Origin of the sequence: Echinicola rosea (assembly GCF_005281475.1) — a bacterium.
Taxonomy (GTDB): Bacteria; Bacteroidota; Bacteroidia; order Cytophagales; family Cyclobacteriaceae; genus Echinicola; species Echinicola rosea.
The window spans coordinates 4,517,104-4,534,349 of the sequence record NZ_CP040106.1 but is presented as its reverse complement, the minus strand read 5'-3'; the positions used below and the strand labels follow the sequence as shown (position 1 = coordinate 4,534,349).

The 17,246-nt window shown below is 45.1% G+C and carries 12 protein-coding genes and 2 tRNA genes; 7 read left to right on the top strand and 7 right to left on the bottom strand.

What is annotated here, in order from left to right:
- Window positions 1–165 precede the first annotated feature (165 nt).
- On the top strand, window positions 166–2,661 hold the full coding sequence (locus FDP09_RS17805) for a receptor L domain-containing protein (protein WP_137403948.1): 2,496 nt from the start codon (window positions 166–168) through the stop codon (window positions 2,659–2,661).
- On the opposite strand, the gene FDP09_RS17800 is transcribed toward FDP09_RS17805, so the two are convergent.
- Both FDP09_RS17800 and FDP09_RS17795 read right to left on the bottom strand, forming a co-directional pair.
- The gene (locus FDP09_RS17800) at window positions 2,658–4,073 is read right to left on the bottom strand and encodes an SDR family oxidoreductase (protein ID WP_137403947.1); all 1,416 of its coding nucleotides are present in this window, start codon (window positions 4,071–4,073) and stop codon (window positions 2,658–2,660) included. The genes FDP09_RS17805 and FDP09_RS17800 overlap by 4 nt on opposite strands.
- Window positions 4,074–4,180: 107 nt before the next feature.
- Window positions 4,181–4,759, bottom strand: a complete 579-nt coding sequence (locus tag FDP09_RS17795) for a DJ-1/PfpI family protein (protein WP_137403946.1) — start codon at window positions 4,757–4,759, stop codon at window positions 4,181–4,183.
- Window positions 4,760–5,007: 248 nt separating this feature from the next.
- Between FDP09_RS17795 and FDP09_RS17790 the strand changes: the two genes are divergently transcribed.
- The 5 genes from FDP09_RS17790 to FDP09_RS17770 all read left to right on the top strand — a co-directional run bounded on the left by FDP09_RS17790 (window position 5,008) and on the right by FDP09_RS17770 (window position 9,420).
- Window positions 5,008–6,468: a sulfatase gene (locus FDP09_RS17790; protein ID WP_137403945.1), complete on the top strand. Its 1,461-nt coding sequence runs from the start codon at window positions 5,008–5,010 to the stop codon at window positions 6,466–6,468.
- A 102-nt stretch (window positions 6,469–6,570) separates the two neighbouring features.
- Entirely contained in the window at window positions 6,571–8,118 is a 1,548-nt protein-coding gene (locus tag FDP09_RS17785; RefSeq protein WP_137403944.1) for a sulfatase family protein, read from the top strand.
- Between the two features lie 349 nt (window positions 8,119–8,467).
- Window positions 8,468–9,085, top strand: coding sequence for a DUF4230 domain-containing protein (locus FDP09_RS17780; RefSeq protein ID WP_137403943.1), 618 nt, complete (start codon window positions 8,468–8,470; stop codon window positions 9,083–9,085).
- A 162-nt stretch (window positions 9,086–9,247) separates the two neighbouring features.
- Window positions 9,248–9,322, top strand: a tRNA-Glu gene (locus FDP09_RS17775).
- Window positions 9,323–9,348: 26 nt separating this feature from the next.
- A tRNA-Glu gene (locus tag FDP09_RS17770) sits at window positions 9,349–9,420 on the top strand.
- Window positions 9,421–10,286: 866 nt separating this feature from the next.
- Here FDP09_RS17770 and FDP09_RS17765 read toward each other — a convergent pair.
- From FDP09_RS17765 to gldC, 3 genes are all read right to left on the bottom strand, one after another.
- Window positions 10,287–11,753: an SGNH/GDSL hydrolase family protein gene (locus FDP09_RS17765; RefSeq protein WP_137403942.1), complete on the bottom strand. Its 1,467-nt coding sequence runs from the start codon at window positions 11,751–11,753 to the stop codon at window positions 10,287–10,289.
- Between the two features lie 12 nt (window positions 11,754–11,765).
- Complete coding sequence (locus FDP09_RS17760; protein WP_137403941.1) at window positions 11,766–14,651, bottom strand: TonB-dependent receptor; 2,886 nt, start codon at window positions 14,649–14,651, stop codon at window positions 11,766–11,768.
- A gap of 213 nt (window positions 14,652–14,864) precedes the next feature.
- A complete protein-coding gene (gene gldC / locus FDP09_RS17755; RefSeq protein ID WP_137403940.1) occupies window positions 14,865–15,206 on the bottom strand; it encodes a gliding motility protein GldC in 342 nt (113 codons plus the stop codon).
- Window positions 15,207–15,300: 94 nt separating this feature from the next.
- Between gldC and FDP09_RS17750 the strand changes: the two genes are divergently transcribed.
- Entirely contained in the window at window positions 15,301–15,750 is a 450-nt protein-coding gene (locus FDP09_RS17750) for a DUF2147 domain-containing protein (protein ID WP_187328706.1), read from the top strand.
- A 341-nt stretch (window positions 15,751–16,091) separates the two neighbouring features.
- Here FDP09_RS17750 and FDP09_RS17745 read toward each other — a convergent pair whose 3' ends face one another.
- Complete coding sequence (locus tag FDP09_RS17745) at window positions 16,092–16,595, bottom strand: SRPBCC family protein (RefSeq protein ID WP_137403938.1); 504 nt, start codon at window positions 16,593–16,595, stop codon at window positions 16,092–16,094.
- Window positions 16,592–16,918 carry an ArsR/SmtB family transcription factor gene (locus FDP09_RS17740; protein ID WP_137403937.1) on the bottom strand — a complete coding sequence of 109 codons (327 nt, stop codon included), beginning with the start codon at window positions 16,916–16,918 and terminating at the stop codon, window positions 16,592–16,594. The genes FDP09_RS17745 and FDP09_RS17740 overlap by 4 nt, the downstream gene beginning before the upstream one ends.
- Window positions 16,919–17,246: the final 328 nt, after the last annotated feature.

The window sequence follows — 17,246 nt, the reverse complement described above, 5'->3', positions numbered from 1 at the left end:
TAAGTGAAGATAGTTTTATTGTGTTTGAAATTATTTTTAATATATTTGAAATGCATTTATTTGCTTTTTGAGTATTTTTGGTTTTAAGGGTGGGTAGATGAATTCCACAGCAGCCAAAAGGGGAGAAGCTATTATCCGTTTATTTTTATCAAAAGAAACTACATCATGAAGAACTACTCCTTTCTGCTAATGCTAAGTGCATTGGCCATAATATTGTTCAATGCCTGTCAAACCGATCTTCCCGAAGCCGACGTGCTTAAGAGTCCTGTTTCCTTTGGATTTAGTTTGCCAGCTGGCAGTGAATCGTCAAAGGTGGCGAGCAATGATTTTAGCCTGGTCGTCAATGCAAGGGTCACCATCACCAAAGCGGATGGTACTGCGACGGAATATACGAATGCCGAACTTGAGCTATATGAATCCGATGGTGCATTTTACGCAGAAGAGGTGTTTTTGCCTTTGGGGGATTATGTGGTGACTGAGATTTATCTATTGGATGGAGAAGGCACGACGCTTTTTGCCATTCCTGAAGCAGGAAAGCTGCAAGATTATATCGACCAACAATTGCCCATTCCTTTTACCGTAGAGAGAAGCAGCACCATGAAGACCGTAGTACTGGAGGTACTTTCCACCCTAGGATTTACGCCTGAGGAATTTGGGTTTGATCCGGAGGAGATTGTGTTTGAGTTGGCTGATTTTTTTAAGGTAATGCTAGTGGAAAAAGGAAATCCTCAAAACATCCTAAATGGAACCATTAGCATCAATAAATCGAAGACTAATAATCTTATTGAGATAGATTCCGTTACGAAGGTATTGCTAAAAGAGGAATACAAGTATGACGATAGGTCCTATTTGAAAGCCAACTCCCCAGGATACCTTGAGCTTTTGACCTTTGTGGGAAGGGATAGTTTACTTCAGCACAAGGAAGATCCATTGATCATCGAGCTCGAAAAATTGAAGGACTTTTATTCATTCAAGATAGGTTTAAATGCTTTTCATGTCAGGGAGTTGCAAGGGACGATGGTGAATTCCTTGGAGGAAGTGGTCAAAGCCAGGATCACGATCATCCACAATGGAAGTGAATTGAAGGATTATAACGATGTGGAGGTTTCAGTTGTTGAAGAGGAAGGGTACTTTTTTTTGGAAGCGATAGACCTACCCATTGGTGATTATGCCATTCAGGAGTTGTATTTGCAGAATGCTGAAGATAAGACCTTATTTGCCGTTCCTTTTACAGCGTCTTATATCGAATCGTATTACACGTATTCCTTACCGCCTCAATTTTCTGTTTCAGGGGGGGCAAAATCACATGTCAGATTTTTTAGGGTAGTGGACACGCGCGGATTTCTGCCCAGTGAATTCAACTTTGATCCTGATCGGATAAGTTTCAAAGAGGAAGTGTTGCCTTTCTATGTGACCCTGCAAGAGAAAGATAAGCCCAGCAAACACCTCACTGGGACGTTAATTTCTGGAACGAATGCAGAAATAAAAAAGGAGGTAAGCTATTTGACCCGGGTAAACTTATTTGAAGGTGAATATTACGAAAATGGTGACGTTTATATAAAGGTGCAAGCGGAGGGCTATGAGGAGTTTAAATTTATGTACCCCAAAGACAGCTTGCTGAAGCATCATGAGGATAATCCCCTGGTGTTCGAACTTGAGGTTAGACCTTTGGTGGTTGAGGGTCTGTATAGGGGAAATTTGGTCTTGGAAACACAGGCTGAAGTGGACGAATTTTCGAAATGGCATTGTAGGGCCATTAGTGGAAATTTGACGATTAAAGGACGGAGTGATGCTGAAGACCAGATTTCTGACCTTGCAGGGCTGCAAAGTTTAACAGAAGTTAGGGGTGTGGTGAGTATTTCTGATTGTGATAATTTATCGAATTTGAATGGCTTGGAAAATTTGACATCCATTAATGGAAGGTTGGTAATAGCGCGCAATACTTCCCTACAAAACCTAAAGGGACTTTCTGGTCTGACCATCCTAAATGAATTTACGATCAGCAAAAATGCTTCAATGGTAAATATGGTAGGACTCGAAAACCTTCAGGAAGTAGGGGGGATGGTGCTGGAATCCAATCCAATGCTAAATGCATTAAAGGGGCTGGATAATGTAGCACGAATGAAAACATTATGGATAGAAGATAGTCAATCACTGGTGAATTTTCACGGATTTGACACCTCCATTTCATCATTAAGGACATTTTCTAGTATTAATAACCGTAATTTGGAGAGTTTGCAGGGCCTTATCCTGCCTGCCTGCAAAATAGATGGCGGTGTAGAAATCACAGACAACTGGTCATTGGAGAGCCTTGGTGGTTTGGATTTTAGTGAGCATTTAGCGTCTAGCGTTTCGTTAGAATACAATAGCGGACTAAAGGACATTTCTGCGATGATTGCTGTCAAAACGATTGGTAGGAAATTGTCCATTGAGACATGCCACAGATTAACGAGCCTTAATGGGTTGGAGAATTTGATTTCTGTGGGTGGAGAGCGTAACACCGAAAGTCTTGAACTATTCGATAATAAGAAATTAGCCGATTTTTGTGCATTGACCTCCTTATTTACTGAAGGGAAGATATTTGGATATGATATTCAGTTAAATGCTTATAATCCTACAGAGGCTGATATGAAAACGGGGAAATGTATCCTAAGAGACTAACCGGCCAACTTCCGGACCATCCCACCAAAAATAGGCCCATGAAAGGGGTAAACCGCATACCAATATATCCTTCCCCAAAGCCCTTTTGGGCGGAAAGTGGCTGTCTGGATAAGGCAGCCACTTTCTATTTTAAATTCCAACCAAGCGTCTCCGGGGACTTTCATTTCGGCATAGAGCAAGAGTCGTTTTTCTGTTTTTTTGGCATAAAGGACCCGCCAAAAGTCCACTGCATCACCGGAATTGATCGTGGTGGGATGGGTACGGCCACGGCGGAGTCCGACCCCGCCAACTGTTTTGTCCATAAAACCTCGCAGCTGCCAAAGCCAATTGGCATAATACCAACCCGTATCACCACCAATGGCAAAGATACGTTGAAGGGTTTTGTTTTCATCCTGGACAGTTGCTTGTCTTTGGTCCACAAAGCATCCATGCTTTGGGACTTGGATGTAGTCTGATAGGTTGTTTTCAAATCGCCCACTGATCAGGGAGTCCTTCCAGCTGGAAAGGACCTCGTTAGATTCTATTTTGGTAAATGCTGCATCCAGGGCTTCCTGATAGTTCATCGGTCGTATATCCAGATTTTGGGCCAGTTTATTGGGGTGGCAGACGACTTCTACTTTCATGCTGTCCACCAAAGCAACAGCGAGTTTATAGGAAGTACTGGTCACAAAAAATAACCAGTAGGAAGAGAGTCGGGGTGTCATTACCGGTACGGTCCAGATCCTTCTGGCAAGGCCGCGGTTTTTGGCATAGCCCAATAGCATTTGTTTGTAAGATAGCACATCAGGCCCTCCAATGTCAAATGCCTTGCCAAACGCTTTTGGCTCCCCTAGTGAAAGGCTTAGGAAGCTGATGACATCACGAATGGCAATGGGCTGGCATCGGGTTTTCAGCCATTGCGGAGCTATCATCACAGGCAATTTCTCCACTAGATCCCTGATGATCTCAAATGAAGCGCTGCCCGAACCGATGATGATGCCTGCTCTGAGGGCGGTAAAATGATAATTTCCTTTACCAAGCTCGTCTTCTACGGCTTTTCTGCTAAGCAGGTGTTTGGAGAGTACATCATTATTGACAATACCACCCAAGTAAAGTACATGCTTCACCAGGGTTCCTTCAAGGCTTTTGCGAAAATTTTGAGCGGATTTTTTTTCCAGTTCAGTAAAATCCGCTGAACCAGACATTGAATGGATCAAATAATAGGCGGCGTTAATGTCTTTGGGGACGTTGGATAGGGTCTTTTCTTCCAAAAAATCCACTTCCACTATTTGAATATGCTGGCGAATGGACGGGGGAGGTTCAAAGCGGTTTTTGTCCCTGACACAGCAAATCACCTCATGTCCATTTCTGACAAGGGAGGGAAGTAACCTTTTACCAATATAGCCGGTAGCTCCAGTAAGCAGAATTTTCACAGGAATTGTCTTTTAAACATTCAACTCACTGGTGTCAAAATGGTTTAAAGAAACCTTGGAATGATGGGACGCCATTCCAAGGTTTTATCGAATGGCATAAGGCCAGGTCAAATGGAAATCTTCATTCCCAACAATTGGTAAAACTCCTTCAATATTGCCGGATGGCCCGGCCAGGCTGGAGAAGTGACCAAGTTCCCATCCACAATGGCTTCATCGGCAGGAATGTTTTTCCATGTACCTCCGACCAGTTCGATATCCGGACCTACTGCCACATAAGCAGTAAGTGTCCTGCCCTCCAGCACGCGCGCTACGGTCAGGATTTGGATGCCATGACAGATGGCAGCCACCGGCTTGTCAGCATCAAAGAAATGCTTTACAATGTCCAATACCTTTTGTTCTAGCCTGAGGTACTCCGGAGCCCTTCCACCGGGGACATACAGTCCGTCATAGCCGGAAAGGTCTATGGCATCGATGTCTGCATTGATGGCAAATCGATGTCCCGTAAGTTCTTTATAGGTTTGGTCGCCTACAAAATCGTGGATAGCCGTGGGGATGGTATCTCCGCTTTTACGGCCAGGGGCTATTACATCCACCTCGAGTCCGACAGAAAGCATTGCTTGAAAAGGAACCATGATTTCATAATCTTCCACATAGTCTCCAGCGATCATTAATATTTTTTTTGCCATAACTTTAAAAGTAATTTTTAGCGTTGATGAACTGTTTTGTTTAGAATTTAGTGATTATTCAGGTGATTAAAAAGTAAGTAGCGTTAAGAAAGGTTTACCTAAAATTGACATTAGAAGTTTTGAAAAAAAATAGATATACTATCGTTATATTACTGTAAAAATATATAAAAGTTACGATTCATTTTGTTAGATTTGTTTGAGGCATTTGTCTTAATTTTTGATGATCGCATTATGAGGATAGATTAAATATGAAAGTAAAAAGATTGCTTTGCTTGGTACTTCTGATCATTGGTGGCCAGACCTTGGCCCAAGAAAGGGAAAAACCCAATGTACTGTTTATCATTGCCGATGACCTGACGGCCAATGCCGTGTCCTGTTACGGCAATCCGTTAAAAATCACCCCGAATATAGACCAACTGGCAGCCGAAGGCACACGCTATGAGCGGGCATATTGTCAGTTTCCCGTTTGTGGCCCTTCACGGGCTTCTTTCATGTCTGGGTATTATCCGCATGCCACTGAGACATTTGGCTATACCAGCGGCAGGGAAAACATCGGGCCTGACAAGGTCACTTGGTCCCAGCTCTTCAAAAACAACGATTATTACACTGCGCGGGTGAGCAAGATCTACCATATGGGGGTCCCCGGGGATATTGAGAAAGGCTCTCACGGGGCTGATGATGCTGCCTCTTGGCAAGAGCGTTTTAACAGCCAGGGGCCTGAATGGAAGGCAGAAGGTGAAGCAGAACTGGTGCAAAACAACCCATATCATACGCTTGAAAGAAAAGGAGGAAATGTCATGACCATTGTTAAGGCTTCGGGGGATGATCTGGCGCATTCAGATGGGAAAACTGCCGAAAAGGCGTCCGAATTGCTTCGGGCACACAAAGGAGATCCTTTCTTTTTAGCGGTGGGATTCGTAAGGCCCCATGTGCCCTTCGTGGCACCAAAGGACTACTTTGAGGCCTATCCCTATCGGGAAATGGTGCTTCCACCTAAGGTTATCGGAGATTGGGATGATATCCCCGCCAATGGCATCAACTACGTCACCACTGTAAATGCAGAAATGTCTGAAGACCAGGAGAGAAAGGCGATTTCAGGATATTATGCCTCTGTATCCTATATGGATGCCCAAATAGGCAAGGTGCTGAAAACATTAAAGGACGAAGGCCTAGAGGACAATACCATTGTGATTTTTACCTCTGACCATGGATTTCACTTGGGAGAGCATGAGTTTTGGATGAAAGTCAGCCTGCACGAAGAGTCTGCTAGGGTACCGCTGATCATCAAGGTGCCTGGTAAGGATCCTGCTGTTTGTCGTTCCTTTACCGAGCTGATTGACCTTTACCCGACGGTGGCAGAGCTTGCAGGGTTGGAGTTGCCGAATAGGATTCAAGGGAAGAGTTTGGTCAAAACGCTCGATGAACCAAGCTACGCTGTCAGGGATATGGCTTTTTCAGTTTCAAAGTATAGGGGAGTGGAGGCATTTCTGCTTAGAAACGACGACTGGGCTTTTATTCAATATGGAGAGGACGGAGGAGGCGGGATGGAACTGTTTGACATGGTCAACGACCCACAGCAGTTTAATAACCTGTCAACCAATCCCCAATATGCTGATCAAGTAGAGATGTTCCAATCCCGGCTAAAGGCCAAATTAGCAGAAGTGCGGGATAATGACCTTGCAAAGGAATATGAACCAGCTAACAAGTAATGGCAGGATGGTAGGAGTGATGGGTGCTCAGCAGTTGGTGACGAAACCCTGATGCGCATTTTGAAGGAGATCCTGATGAAGTGACTTATTTAAACAAAAGATATGCATAGAATAATAGTAGGGGCATTGCTGGCACTGACAGTGTTTTCATGCGCCAAGCCCAAAGCACAAAAGCCACCGAATATCGTGATCATCGTTTCCGATGATCACACTCGACAGGCCATCAGTGCGTATGGAAGTACGATCACCCAAACCCCAAATATTGACCGTATCGCTAATGAAGGGGTTTTATTGACCAATGCCTATGTGACCAATTCCATTTGTGGTCCCAGTCGAGCGGTACTATTGACAGGAAAATACAGTCATAAAAATGGCTTCAGGAGAAATTCAGATAGCAAATTTGAGAGCGACCAAGATCAGTTTGTGAAGCATTTGCAAGCTGCAGGCTATCAGACTGCCTGGATTGGTAAATATCATTTAGGTGAAGACCCGCAAGGATTTGATCATTATGAAATTTTGCCCGGTCAGGGCTATTATTATAATCCCGACTTCCTCGTAAAGGACAGTGGAAGGGTAAACCGAACTGGTTATGTCAGCGATCTCGTGGAAGATGCTGCTGAGGAATGGTTAGATAGGAGAGCGGATGACAAGCCATTTTGCCTGATCATTGGGCATAAGGCGACCCATCGTACATGGATGCCCGATTTGCAGGACATGGACATATATGACGAAGTTACTTTCCCCGTGCCGGGTACTTTTTATGATGATTATGAAGGACGCCAAGCAGCCATGGATCAAGACATGACGGTGGACAAGACCATGATCATGGATTATGACCTAAAGATGTATCCCGATGATTCCAAGGACCGTAATATCACTCGCATGACACCTGAGCAACGTGCCCAGTTTGATGCGCATTACAAGCTGATACATAACGAACTGGATTCCTTAAATCTCTCTGGGAGGGACTTGGTGGAGTGGAAATACCAGCAATATATGCGTGATTACCTGGCGACGGCCGAATCCATGGACAGGAATATCGGTCGGACGCTGGATTACCTCAAAGCACATGGACTGGATGAAAATACCATGGTGATCTATACTTCTGATCAGGGGTTTTACCTAGGGGAACATGGTTGGTTTGATAAGCGGTTTATGTACGAGGAATCGTTCAGTACCCCTATGATGATCAAATACCCAGGAGTGATCGAGCCTGGAACCAAATCAGACGCCTTGATCATGAATTTGGACATCGCACCGACGATATTGGATGCTGCTGACGTGGCCGTTCCGGAAGATATCCAAGGCAAGTCGATGCTTCCAGTGCTTACAGGAAGGGATAAGCAGGGCAGGGAAGTGCTGTATTACCATTATTATGAAGTGGGTGAGCATAACGTTTCTCCTCATTTCGGTGTCAAAACGGAGCGTTTTAAGATAATCCGGTTTTATAACCAGGTAAATGCCTGGGAGCTATTTGATCTTCAAGAAGATCCTGAAGAAATGCAAAATCTATACGGCACGGAGCAATATCAAGAAGTACAGAAAGAGATGAAAGCCAAACTTCTGGAAGCCATAAAAAAGTATGAAGATACAGAGGCAAAGGAGATTTTTTACCAAGAAATCAATTCACCAAAGATCGATAAAAAGTGACCTCCGATGGGGGAACTTGTCTGTCTAGTACCAAACTCACCAGTTACGTATTATAGTGGCTGGTGAGTTTTTGGTTTAGGTGTACATTTTTTTGATGTGAGATGTTCCTAATGACCTGAGCTCGACTTATTTTTTTGTGTAAAAAACCGTCAAAGCGAACCCTTTTTAGGAGGATGTGGGTTGGAAATGGGTGTGGCCATCCCATAATACAAAGACTGCCACGGCTTTTACCCCTCTAATCTCCCCCTAAGCCTCGCAGTGATGGTTTTATAATCGAACTGAGGTTAATATTAAAACAAATTAAAGAAAATGGGTATCTTTCCATAAATAGACAGCAACGGAATCAACTATGCGGAAGTTTTTGTTTGGAGTTTTGATAGGACTGCTGGCAATAGTGGCTTATCGCTGGATTGCAGGGGGGATAGAGCGAAAAAACACCCTTGAGGAGAGTTCTAGCCTCATCCAGCAAGAAGTAGAGAATGTCAGCAAGCTGATCGTGACCGAGGGACATTTTTCCCAGGTTTACAATTATAAACAGTCTGAAGGAATTTTTGGCAACCTATGGATTACCCAGAAAAAGGCCTTGGTGGTGGTCAATGCTGATGTGCAGATTGCCTATGACCTTTCCAAGGTGAAATTTGACATTGATGCGGCCAATCAGACCCTTCGTATTAAGGAAATACCAGCGCCAGAGGTGAAGGTGTTTCCAGATTTTAAATATTATGACGCTGAGGGGGATTATCTGAACCCTTTTGACGCGGATGATATCAATACCATCAAGTCACGTGTAAATGCCTCAATACGAAGAAAGGTGGAGGGATCAGACCTTAAGGAAAATGCCAACCGACGGTTGATTGCAGAATTGGCGCGGTTTTATGTGCTGACGAATTCCTTGGGCTGGAAGCTTGTCTATGAAGATAAGGAGGTGCTTAGTGAAGGTGATTTTCAGCTGAAGGAACTACATTGACGAAAGGTTTGTGGATACCTGAAGAACAAGTGCAATTTTTTTAACTAATAACCAGTGGGTTGGAGTGAAGTTCGGAATATTTTTTGGCTGGGTTTTGTATTGTAAAATTAACCCTCTATATTTGCATCACCTTACAGAAAGGCAAGGAAATAAAAACAAAATGGTCCGTTCGTCTAGGGGTTAGGACGCATCCCTTTCACGGATGAAACACGGGTTCGATTCCCGTACGGACTACCATTTTAGACTTGCCTTTTTTGTTTTATGGTCCGTTCGTCTAGGGGTTAGGACGCATCCCTTTCACGGATGAAACACGGGTTCGATTCCCGTACGGACTACTGACAAAGTGATGTTTTCATCATTTCTGATTGCTTATAGCATGATGAATTTTTGTTTTATGGTTGTTAGTGGTTAAAGTGAATGGAAAAGCCTCGTTACATTGTTACGAGGCTTTTTTTTTGTGTCATTCTGGATCAAGCGGAAAAGTTGGGGCTGCCAGTTTTCTTAATGACAAAACCACCGATACATTAAAATGCCACAAAGGTCCCAAAAGCACCAAGTGCATGTTGGATCTACATTAAAAGATTACACTCGAAAGCTAGCCCCAGAGGAATGACACGTTCATAGCCATGGGTGAAGCCCGTGGTAAATTGCCCATCCAACGTTTTCGGTTTTAGCCGCATTTTTCTCCCTGTTCCTATTTCCCAAAAATTCCTGCTAAAACCAAATCAAGCGGATGGAGGAGGCCAGGAAAATCCCTTTTAAACTATTAACCTCAGTTCGATTATAAAACCGTCACTGCGAGGCTTAGAGGGAGATTAGAGGGGTGGAAGCCGTGGCAGCTCGCCGCGGCGAGTTGCCACACCCTTTTCCGACCCACATCCTCCTTAAAAGGGTTCGCAACGCTTTTTATACTAAAATTAAGTCGAGCTCAGGTTATTAGTAAAGAGATGTCAGCCTGAGCGGAGTCGAGGTCCAACGTCTAGCCCTCGACTCCGCTCGGTCTGACGCTTTTTGCCAGAGTTAAATAACTTCATGGGGTAAAAGCGATTTCCCTGTGAAGGAAGCCCATCCTTTTAAAAGCATGAAATTTTCTTTCATAAGACCATGTCAACATTCGTCCCCCCAGAAATATTGCTTGATCCTATTTTAGGATGTTTCGCTGCAAAGAAGCATTCAAATACGGAACTAGAGAAGTAAGTCCTTACCTCGGAAGGTCATTTGCAATATAGGCATTGGGATTTACTTTAGGGATATTGGATTCCCATTTGGCGTTTATGGTGTCGATGACCAAGTTGGCAAGGAATGCATGTGCACGGCCGTTTGGATGGACACCATCTACTGAAAATCCACCGTTGGGAGGGGTGATGCTGGCATTAAGAGCGACTCCTCCTGCGCTGACCTGTCCAGCGGCCACTTGGTCGATAAAGGCCGCTGCATCCACCAAAACCAAACGCTCTGGATTTGCATTGACAGCGGCTGTGATCAGCTCATTGAAAGTTGTTATTTTTCCGTTGATCTCCATTTGCTCGTCAGGAATCAGTACAAACTCGTCTTCCACTGGAAAAGAAACTCCTCTTTGGCCATTTGGGTTTTCCTCCGAAGGGGCACCCAGTGCTTGGGATAGGGGAAGGGTAGTCTTGTCCGCTGTGGTACTTTGACGAATGGAAGGTAGTCCAAGCGAGCTAAGATCAGTCAGGCTTTCGTCTTCCATGACGAAGGCATTGGCTCCGGCGGAGAAGGCAATGGTTCGGTACTGCCGTTCTTCTTCTGTGATCAGGCCGCCCATTGCAGCCTGCTGAAGCCCTCCATTGTAAAGGGCATAAGCTTGGTTTGCCTGATCTGCTTGTACTTGCGTGAGTGGAATGGCATTGAAAGGCACAAGGTTAAAATACGGTAGGTGTTCAAAAGCAGGAATGTTCATGACTACACCATTGGCTGCAGGATTGGCTTGGAGCAGAGTGGTCAGGGCTGCTGTATATCTTGTCTGGAAATCCACATCAGTCGTAAGAATGGTCGGGTTGGATGCACCACCGATGGCGTATCCCAAGACATCATTTGCTCCTAGCCAAAAGCTAAGAAACGTGCCTCCGTCTGCCATAGCGGCTGCAGCGTCACCAATAACGGTGGATTGGCCCGGATTACTGGCAAATCGGGCATAAAGGGGGGAGTATGCGGGGTTTTCGGCACTGGCAGGACCTCCTGTCAATGGCGTAAGTGCTTGTCCGAGTGTGATGCCTGGGACACCAAAGTTATTCAAGGCTGCCTTGTCACCGGTATATGGAGTGGGAAGGTCCCCTGTTCCGATAGGTGCAGGGGCTATGGCGCCAGTGGAAGGATTGGCTGTTAAGATAAGCCGGCCCAAGGGGCCGCTTGGCCCCATACTGAAAAATCCATTTTCAGAATCAATATCCGGCACATTGAAGGAGCCGCCTCCGGTAGCTTCCAGCTGTCCTGCCAAAATCACCGCAAAGGAATTTTGCTGTGCCCTGTCATAAAGCGCACCGTCCATCAGACCGGCGGTAAGGGAATTTCCTACCGCCACGTATTTGGAGAAATCAGCATTACCGGCATCAGGTGCATCGACAGGCGATGCGGGGAATTCATATTGACATGCTCCCAGCAATAGGCCTGAAAGTAAGATATAGGTCGATTGATTTAGCAATTTCATGGTCATTTGGGTTTAGTTTAGGAGTTCGTCAAAGGTGATGCTTACATAATAAATGGCACCGATGGTCGGTCCGCCATAATTGAGGAAGTAACGGTTGTTTAAGACATTGGATCCGCCCAGCTTGATGATGGATTTCCAGTCTTTGACCTTGTAGCTTACTTGTGCATCGACTGTACCTACCTGCGGTACCTCGCCAGCGGCAAAGGAAGATTCCCAGCGAAAGACTGTTTGGTAGCGATAGGTGACATTGAACCCTAATTTTTCGGTGAGCTTTCTGTTGGAAAAGATCAGGTTGAATTTATGTTCGGGCGTATTGAAATCGGACAGGAAGCCTTCTTCGATATCTGTCAGCAGTTTGTTGTAATTATAGTTTCCACTGAAGGTATAATTTTTGGGCAGGTTATAGGTGATGCCGATGGCTGCTCCATTGGCTTTCACACTGTTGTTGACCAAATTGGTATAGGTTTGAAATGTGTTTTCTTGACCCGGAGTGGTAATGGGCGTTAGCAATGAGGGCGCATTGACTGCATTGATAGCTTCTTGGTCGCTGTTTGCCGGATCAGGATAAACCGGCCCTGAAGCTTTCCTGACAGCAGTTTGTGTGATGAAATCATTGTAAATATTATAGTAATAGGCAAAATCGATCAAGAGCCGATTGTCTGCCAGCAATCCTTTATAACCGATCTCGAAGGATTTTACCTGCTCAGGTTTGAGTGCAGGAAGGTCATTGACGGGGACGAGTTCTGCGGTGGCCTCTGGACTTACCGGACTTAGCCCTTCACCGACCTTGGCTATATAGTTGTTTACAGAGGCAATGGAAAAGGCATTTTCGAAGATTTGGTATTTTTCCCTGTAGTAGGGCAACCCTCCCAAGAGCCTGGCCGAGACCACATTTAGGTCAATGTGCTGTCCCTGCGTGGTAGGCATCCTGAAACCCGTTTGGTAAGAAAAGCGGATGTTGCTGTTCCCTTGGGAGAATACCGCAGCAAAACGAGGGTTGACCTGTCCCTTGAAGTTTTCATTCTTATCATACCGTATGGAGGCCATTAGCTTTAATTTGTCATCCAATATTTTTTTTGCCCCTTGGGCAAATGCACCGTATTCCGAAATGGTGATGTCATTGCCGGCCACATCGGCAAAGATGGTACCATTTGAGCGCAGTTCATAGAGCCTGTAGCTCGCCCCTGCCTGCAGGTCCATGAAATCCACTTCATTTTTGAAATTATACTGTCCCTCTGCCATGTACATCCTGGAGCGGTCATTGAAGAGTGAGCCTTCAGGAATGAAGTCCGACTTAATCTGTTCGGAGGTGTTATTGAATTCTGCGGATCCCGGCATCAACCGGCCTTGGTCTGCCACACCGCGTGCGGCTTGGTGGGCAGCAGCTTGCTGTTCGGTAGTGCCTAGAGCACCGGGGGCTACGCCTTGCTGAGCCAAAGCGCCCATATAAGCAAGGGTATATTCCCCAAACCAAGAGGAATTGTCTTTCCAGGTGTCATTGATACGGACGCCTGTAAGGTCCGCGATAAATGAGCCACCGGAATTTTCACGCGTGGTGTATGCCCGCACAAAAAAGTTGTCTCCAGTCAATTCAAGCTTGTGCTGGGAGATTTCAAAATCCGATAGTGAGTACCGTTGGGCACCGGTATAGACCGAGGTACCTGAACCATAGTTTAAAGTGTAGGATAGTTCTAGGAAGTCATTGATCCTGTAGTGGAGTGCACCGTTGAATTTATAAGCGGCAGCGCCATAATCCACCAAGTAAGGCTCTTCATAGCCCGTTCTGGAAACAATCTGGTCTGGAATGCTGGGCAAGTAGCCCGCTATCCCGAGGTTGGCAGCTTGCTGTTGAATGGCACTGACATTACGGAGTAAACCAATATTATTGGCTACTTCGTCGCCAAAAATATGTACACGATTGGCGCCCGGGTTAAAGGGCAGGTCGCCTTGGCTTCGGGCGTTGAGGTCACTCATGTCCGTGCCATACCAATCTTCGGCCCGCATAAAGGAAGCATTGAGCTTAAAGGCCCATTTGTTGTTGAAGGCTTTGGCATAGCGGATGGCACCTTCGTACATCGGTTGGGCGCTTTGGGGTTCCCCTTCACGTCCATTGACGTGATTGACACCTTGTTTGTAATAAGCACTGAGGCCTTGGTAGTCAAAAGGGTTTTTGCTATTGACCAAGAGGATTCCGTTAAAGGCATTGGGGCCATAGAGTGCAGAAGATGCACCTGGGATAAACTCCACCCTTTCCACATCCAGTTCGGAGGGACCGTTCAGGTTACTGATGGGGAAGTTCAGCGCTGGTGCTTGGGTGTCCATTCCGTCGGTGAGCTGCACAAAGCGGGTGTTCCCGGTGGAGTTAAACCCGCGGGCATTGAGGATTTGGAAATTGATGGAAGAAGAAGTGACATCCACACCTTTTAGGTTTGCAATGGCCTTGTAATAGCTGTCACTGGCGGTCTCTTTGATGCTGAGGATGTCCATCTGCTCGATGGATACCGGGGAAGTAAGGATGCTTTCTTCCACCCTGGAGGCAGAGACGACCACTTCTTGCCCGAGAAGGGTTTGTTCTTCCAGCGTGATGTCCAGATCGGTATTGACAGAGGAGGTGATCTGGATTTCCTTACTCGTAAAGCCGACCATAGAAACGACCAGCGTGAGGGGAGGGGCTTGCTGGACGGTGAGGGAGAAGTTACCGTCCAAATCGGTTACTGTGCCGACCACTTTCCCTTTGACCAGGATATTAACACCGATCAGGGTTTCTGCAGTGGTGGCATCTTTGACGGTTCCTTTTATGGTGGTCTCTTGGGCAAGTGCAGCACTAATTCCGATCACGAATAGTGTGAAAAATAAAAACACCCGCATTGATTTCCTTGTAGGTAGTGTTTTCTTCATGTTATTATTGGGTTTGATTCGCTAATTGCTTTTAGCCAATAAAGTGACTAATCGCCTAGTTAATATAAGGTAAAAAAATAATTATTACGGGTGTTAATGGGTTAAATTTAGGTTTGAACAAAAAGTTTATTATTGACCTATCAAAAAAAAAGACAGCCAAGGGAGTCCCCAGCTGTCTTTTTTTCTCACAAAAATAAAACGGTCAATGCCGCATTATTTTGCCTTATTGTTTTCCTCATTGACATGCTTTACCAATCGGTCACAGAGTTCTTTGATCTCTTCTGACATGTACTCGTCTCCGGTGCTGTTGAGTATGGTTTGCCCCATGCCGCCCAAAATATCGATGTAAAACCGCTTCATTTCCACCACAGACATGTCATCTGTCCAAAGGTCAATCCGCAACGTACTATGGTTAAGGTTGTCCCAGACGTTCAGGCTGATGCTTTTGGTTTCTTCTGCGCCTTCACTTTCTTTGTCGGTAGCATCCCACGTGATGGTTTTGGGTAGGTTCTTTTCGTCCAAGTTAATGGTGAACTTTATCTCGGAATTTTTCATGTGCTCATTCAATTTTAAAGTGCAAAACTACAAAACAATGTTTGGAGTTCCTTTTATAAAGATGTATAAAACTAAATTTCTATATTTGCTTACTATGAAGAGACTTGATAAAGCACTGATAGTTGGTTTTTTAGCCCAGTTTATAATGGTAGGGTCTGCCTTTGCCCAAGCTGATAAAATTGTGGGGGAATGGTTGACTACTGATCAAAAAGCCAAAGTAAAGATCACCAAGGAGAAAGAAGGTTATATGGGAAAGATCGTATGGTTAAAGTCCATGCAAGACGGGAATGCTGCTCCCTTGGATACTGAAAATAAAGATCCAGCGCAAAGGGACCGGCCTATTTTGGGGATCAATATCATTGAGGGACTACAATATGATGACGGCGAATGGCGTGAAGGGGAACTGTATGATCCCGAAAGTGGAAAGACGTACAGTTGTCTAGCGAGGTTAAAGGAAGATGATGATCAACTTGAGATCAGGGGGTACTTGGGCATGCCCACTTTTGGCCGGTCGGTGTTTTGGGAGCGGATGGAGCGTGAGTGATTCAGGACTTCCAATATCGGGGCTAGGAGTGCCTAAGATGCCATTAAGTTCTTCAGGAGTAAAGCCTATCTTTATTTTAAGGATAATCGCAGGGGATGAAAAGAACTGATCACCAATGCTGGATATTAACCTCAGTTCGATTATAAAATCGTCACTGCGAGGCTTAGAGGGAGGTTTGAGGGGTGGAAGCCGTGGCAGCTCGCCGCGGCGAGTTGCCACACCCTTTTCCAACCCACATCCTCCTTAAAAGGGTTCGCTATGACGCTTTTAATACTAAAATTAAGTCGAGCGGAGGTTGTTAATAATTGGTCGATCAGTTCTATCGCTTATAGTTCATGGAATTATTTTACGTTCTTTTCCAGAAGAGCTTCCAGCTGTTCCAATGTCTCTGTCAATCCTTCTTGCATGCCCATCTGCACGACGACTTCAAGGTCTTCCAGTGAGCCGTAACTGATGAGGATGTCCACCTCAGTGGTGTCTGCTGAATTGCTGAAGTTGACTTTCCAATTGCCTTGGGGGAGATCCGGGTTGGGTTTTCCGCTTTCGTCACAAAAATAATCCACCGCCGTATAGTGTTCCAAACGCTGGATACGCAGAAAATCAAATCGGCTCCAGTGCGCTTCACCTTCAGGGCTGACCATGGCAAAGAGCCAATTCCCTCCTTCAGAAAAGTCCATGTGCTTGGTTTTTGCCTTGTAGGGTTCAGGGGCAAACCATTGGTCCAATAATTCGCTTTTGGTAAAGCAGTCCCATACCTGTTGGCGGGCCGCAGCAAATTCCTTTTTGATCGTCATGGTATTGGCTTCTTTGTTTACAATGAAGTCAAATGCGAGTTTTGTTTTCATGGTTTTTTATGGTTGAGTTTAGCAATAAGATTATCCAATTGTCCAAAACGGCTTTCCCAGATTTTTCTAAACTGCTCCAGCCATTGGTCGATTTCTTTCATTTTGTCCACTTTAATTTCATAGAAGACTTCCCTGCCTTTTTGGTTGGAATCAATCAATTCACATTCTTGAAGTACTTGAAGGTGCTTGGAGATGGTAGGCCGAGCTGCTTCGAAGTTTTCGGCAATGGTTCCGGCTGTCATGGTCTGAGCGGCAAGAAGTAGCAGTATTGCCCTTCGGGTAGGGTCAGCTATAGCTTGGAATGGATCGCGTCTGAGTTTCATTTTAGTTCAGTGAGAATTAATGTAGTCATTTGACTACTAATATAAATGTAGTTATTTGGCTACGCAAATTATTGTGCGATTTTTGTATATCAGGTTTAGATAAATTGTATTTAAATAGTGTTACAAATTGGTTTTGTAAACCAGTGTCCTATGGGGGTACAGGGCAAACGCGTTTGTTTTGAAGAGAAATAATTTTCGTAAAGGCATACCTATTATTCGTGCCGCTGGCATTCCTTCGGGAGGTTGTGGAGCGCTTAAGCCCCTGCGCATGAATCCGTAGGTTACAAAATTTATCGTGCCGCTGGCACATTGTCCTGATTTTTGCATT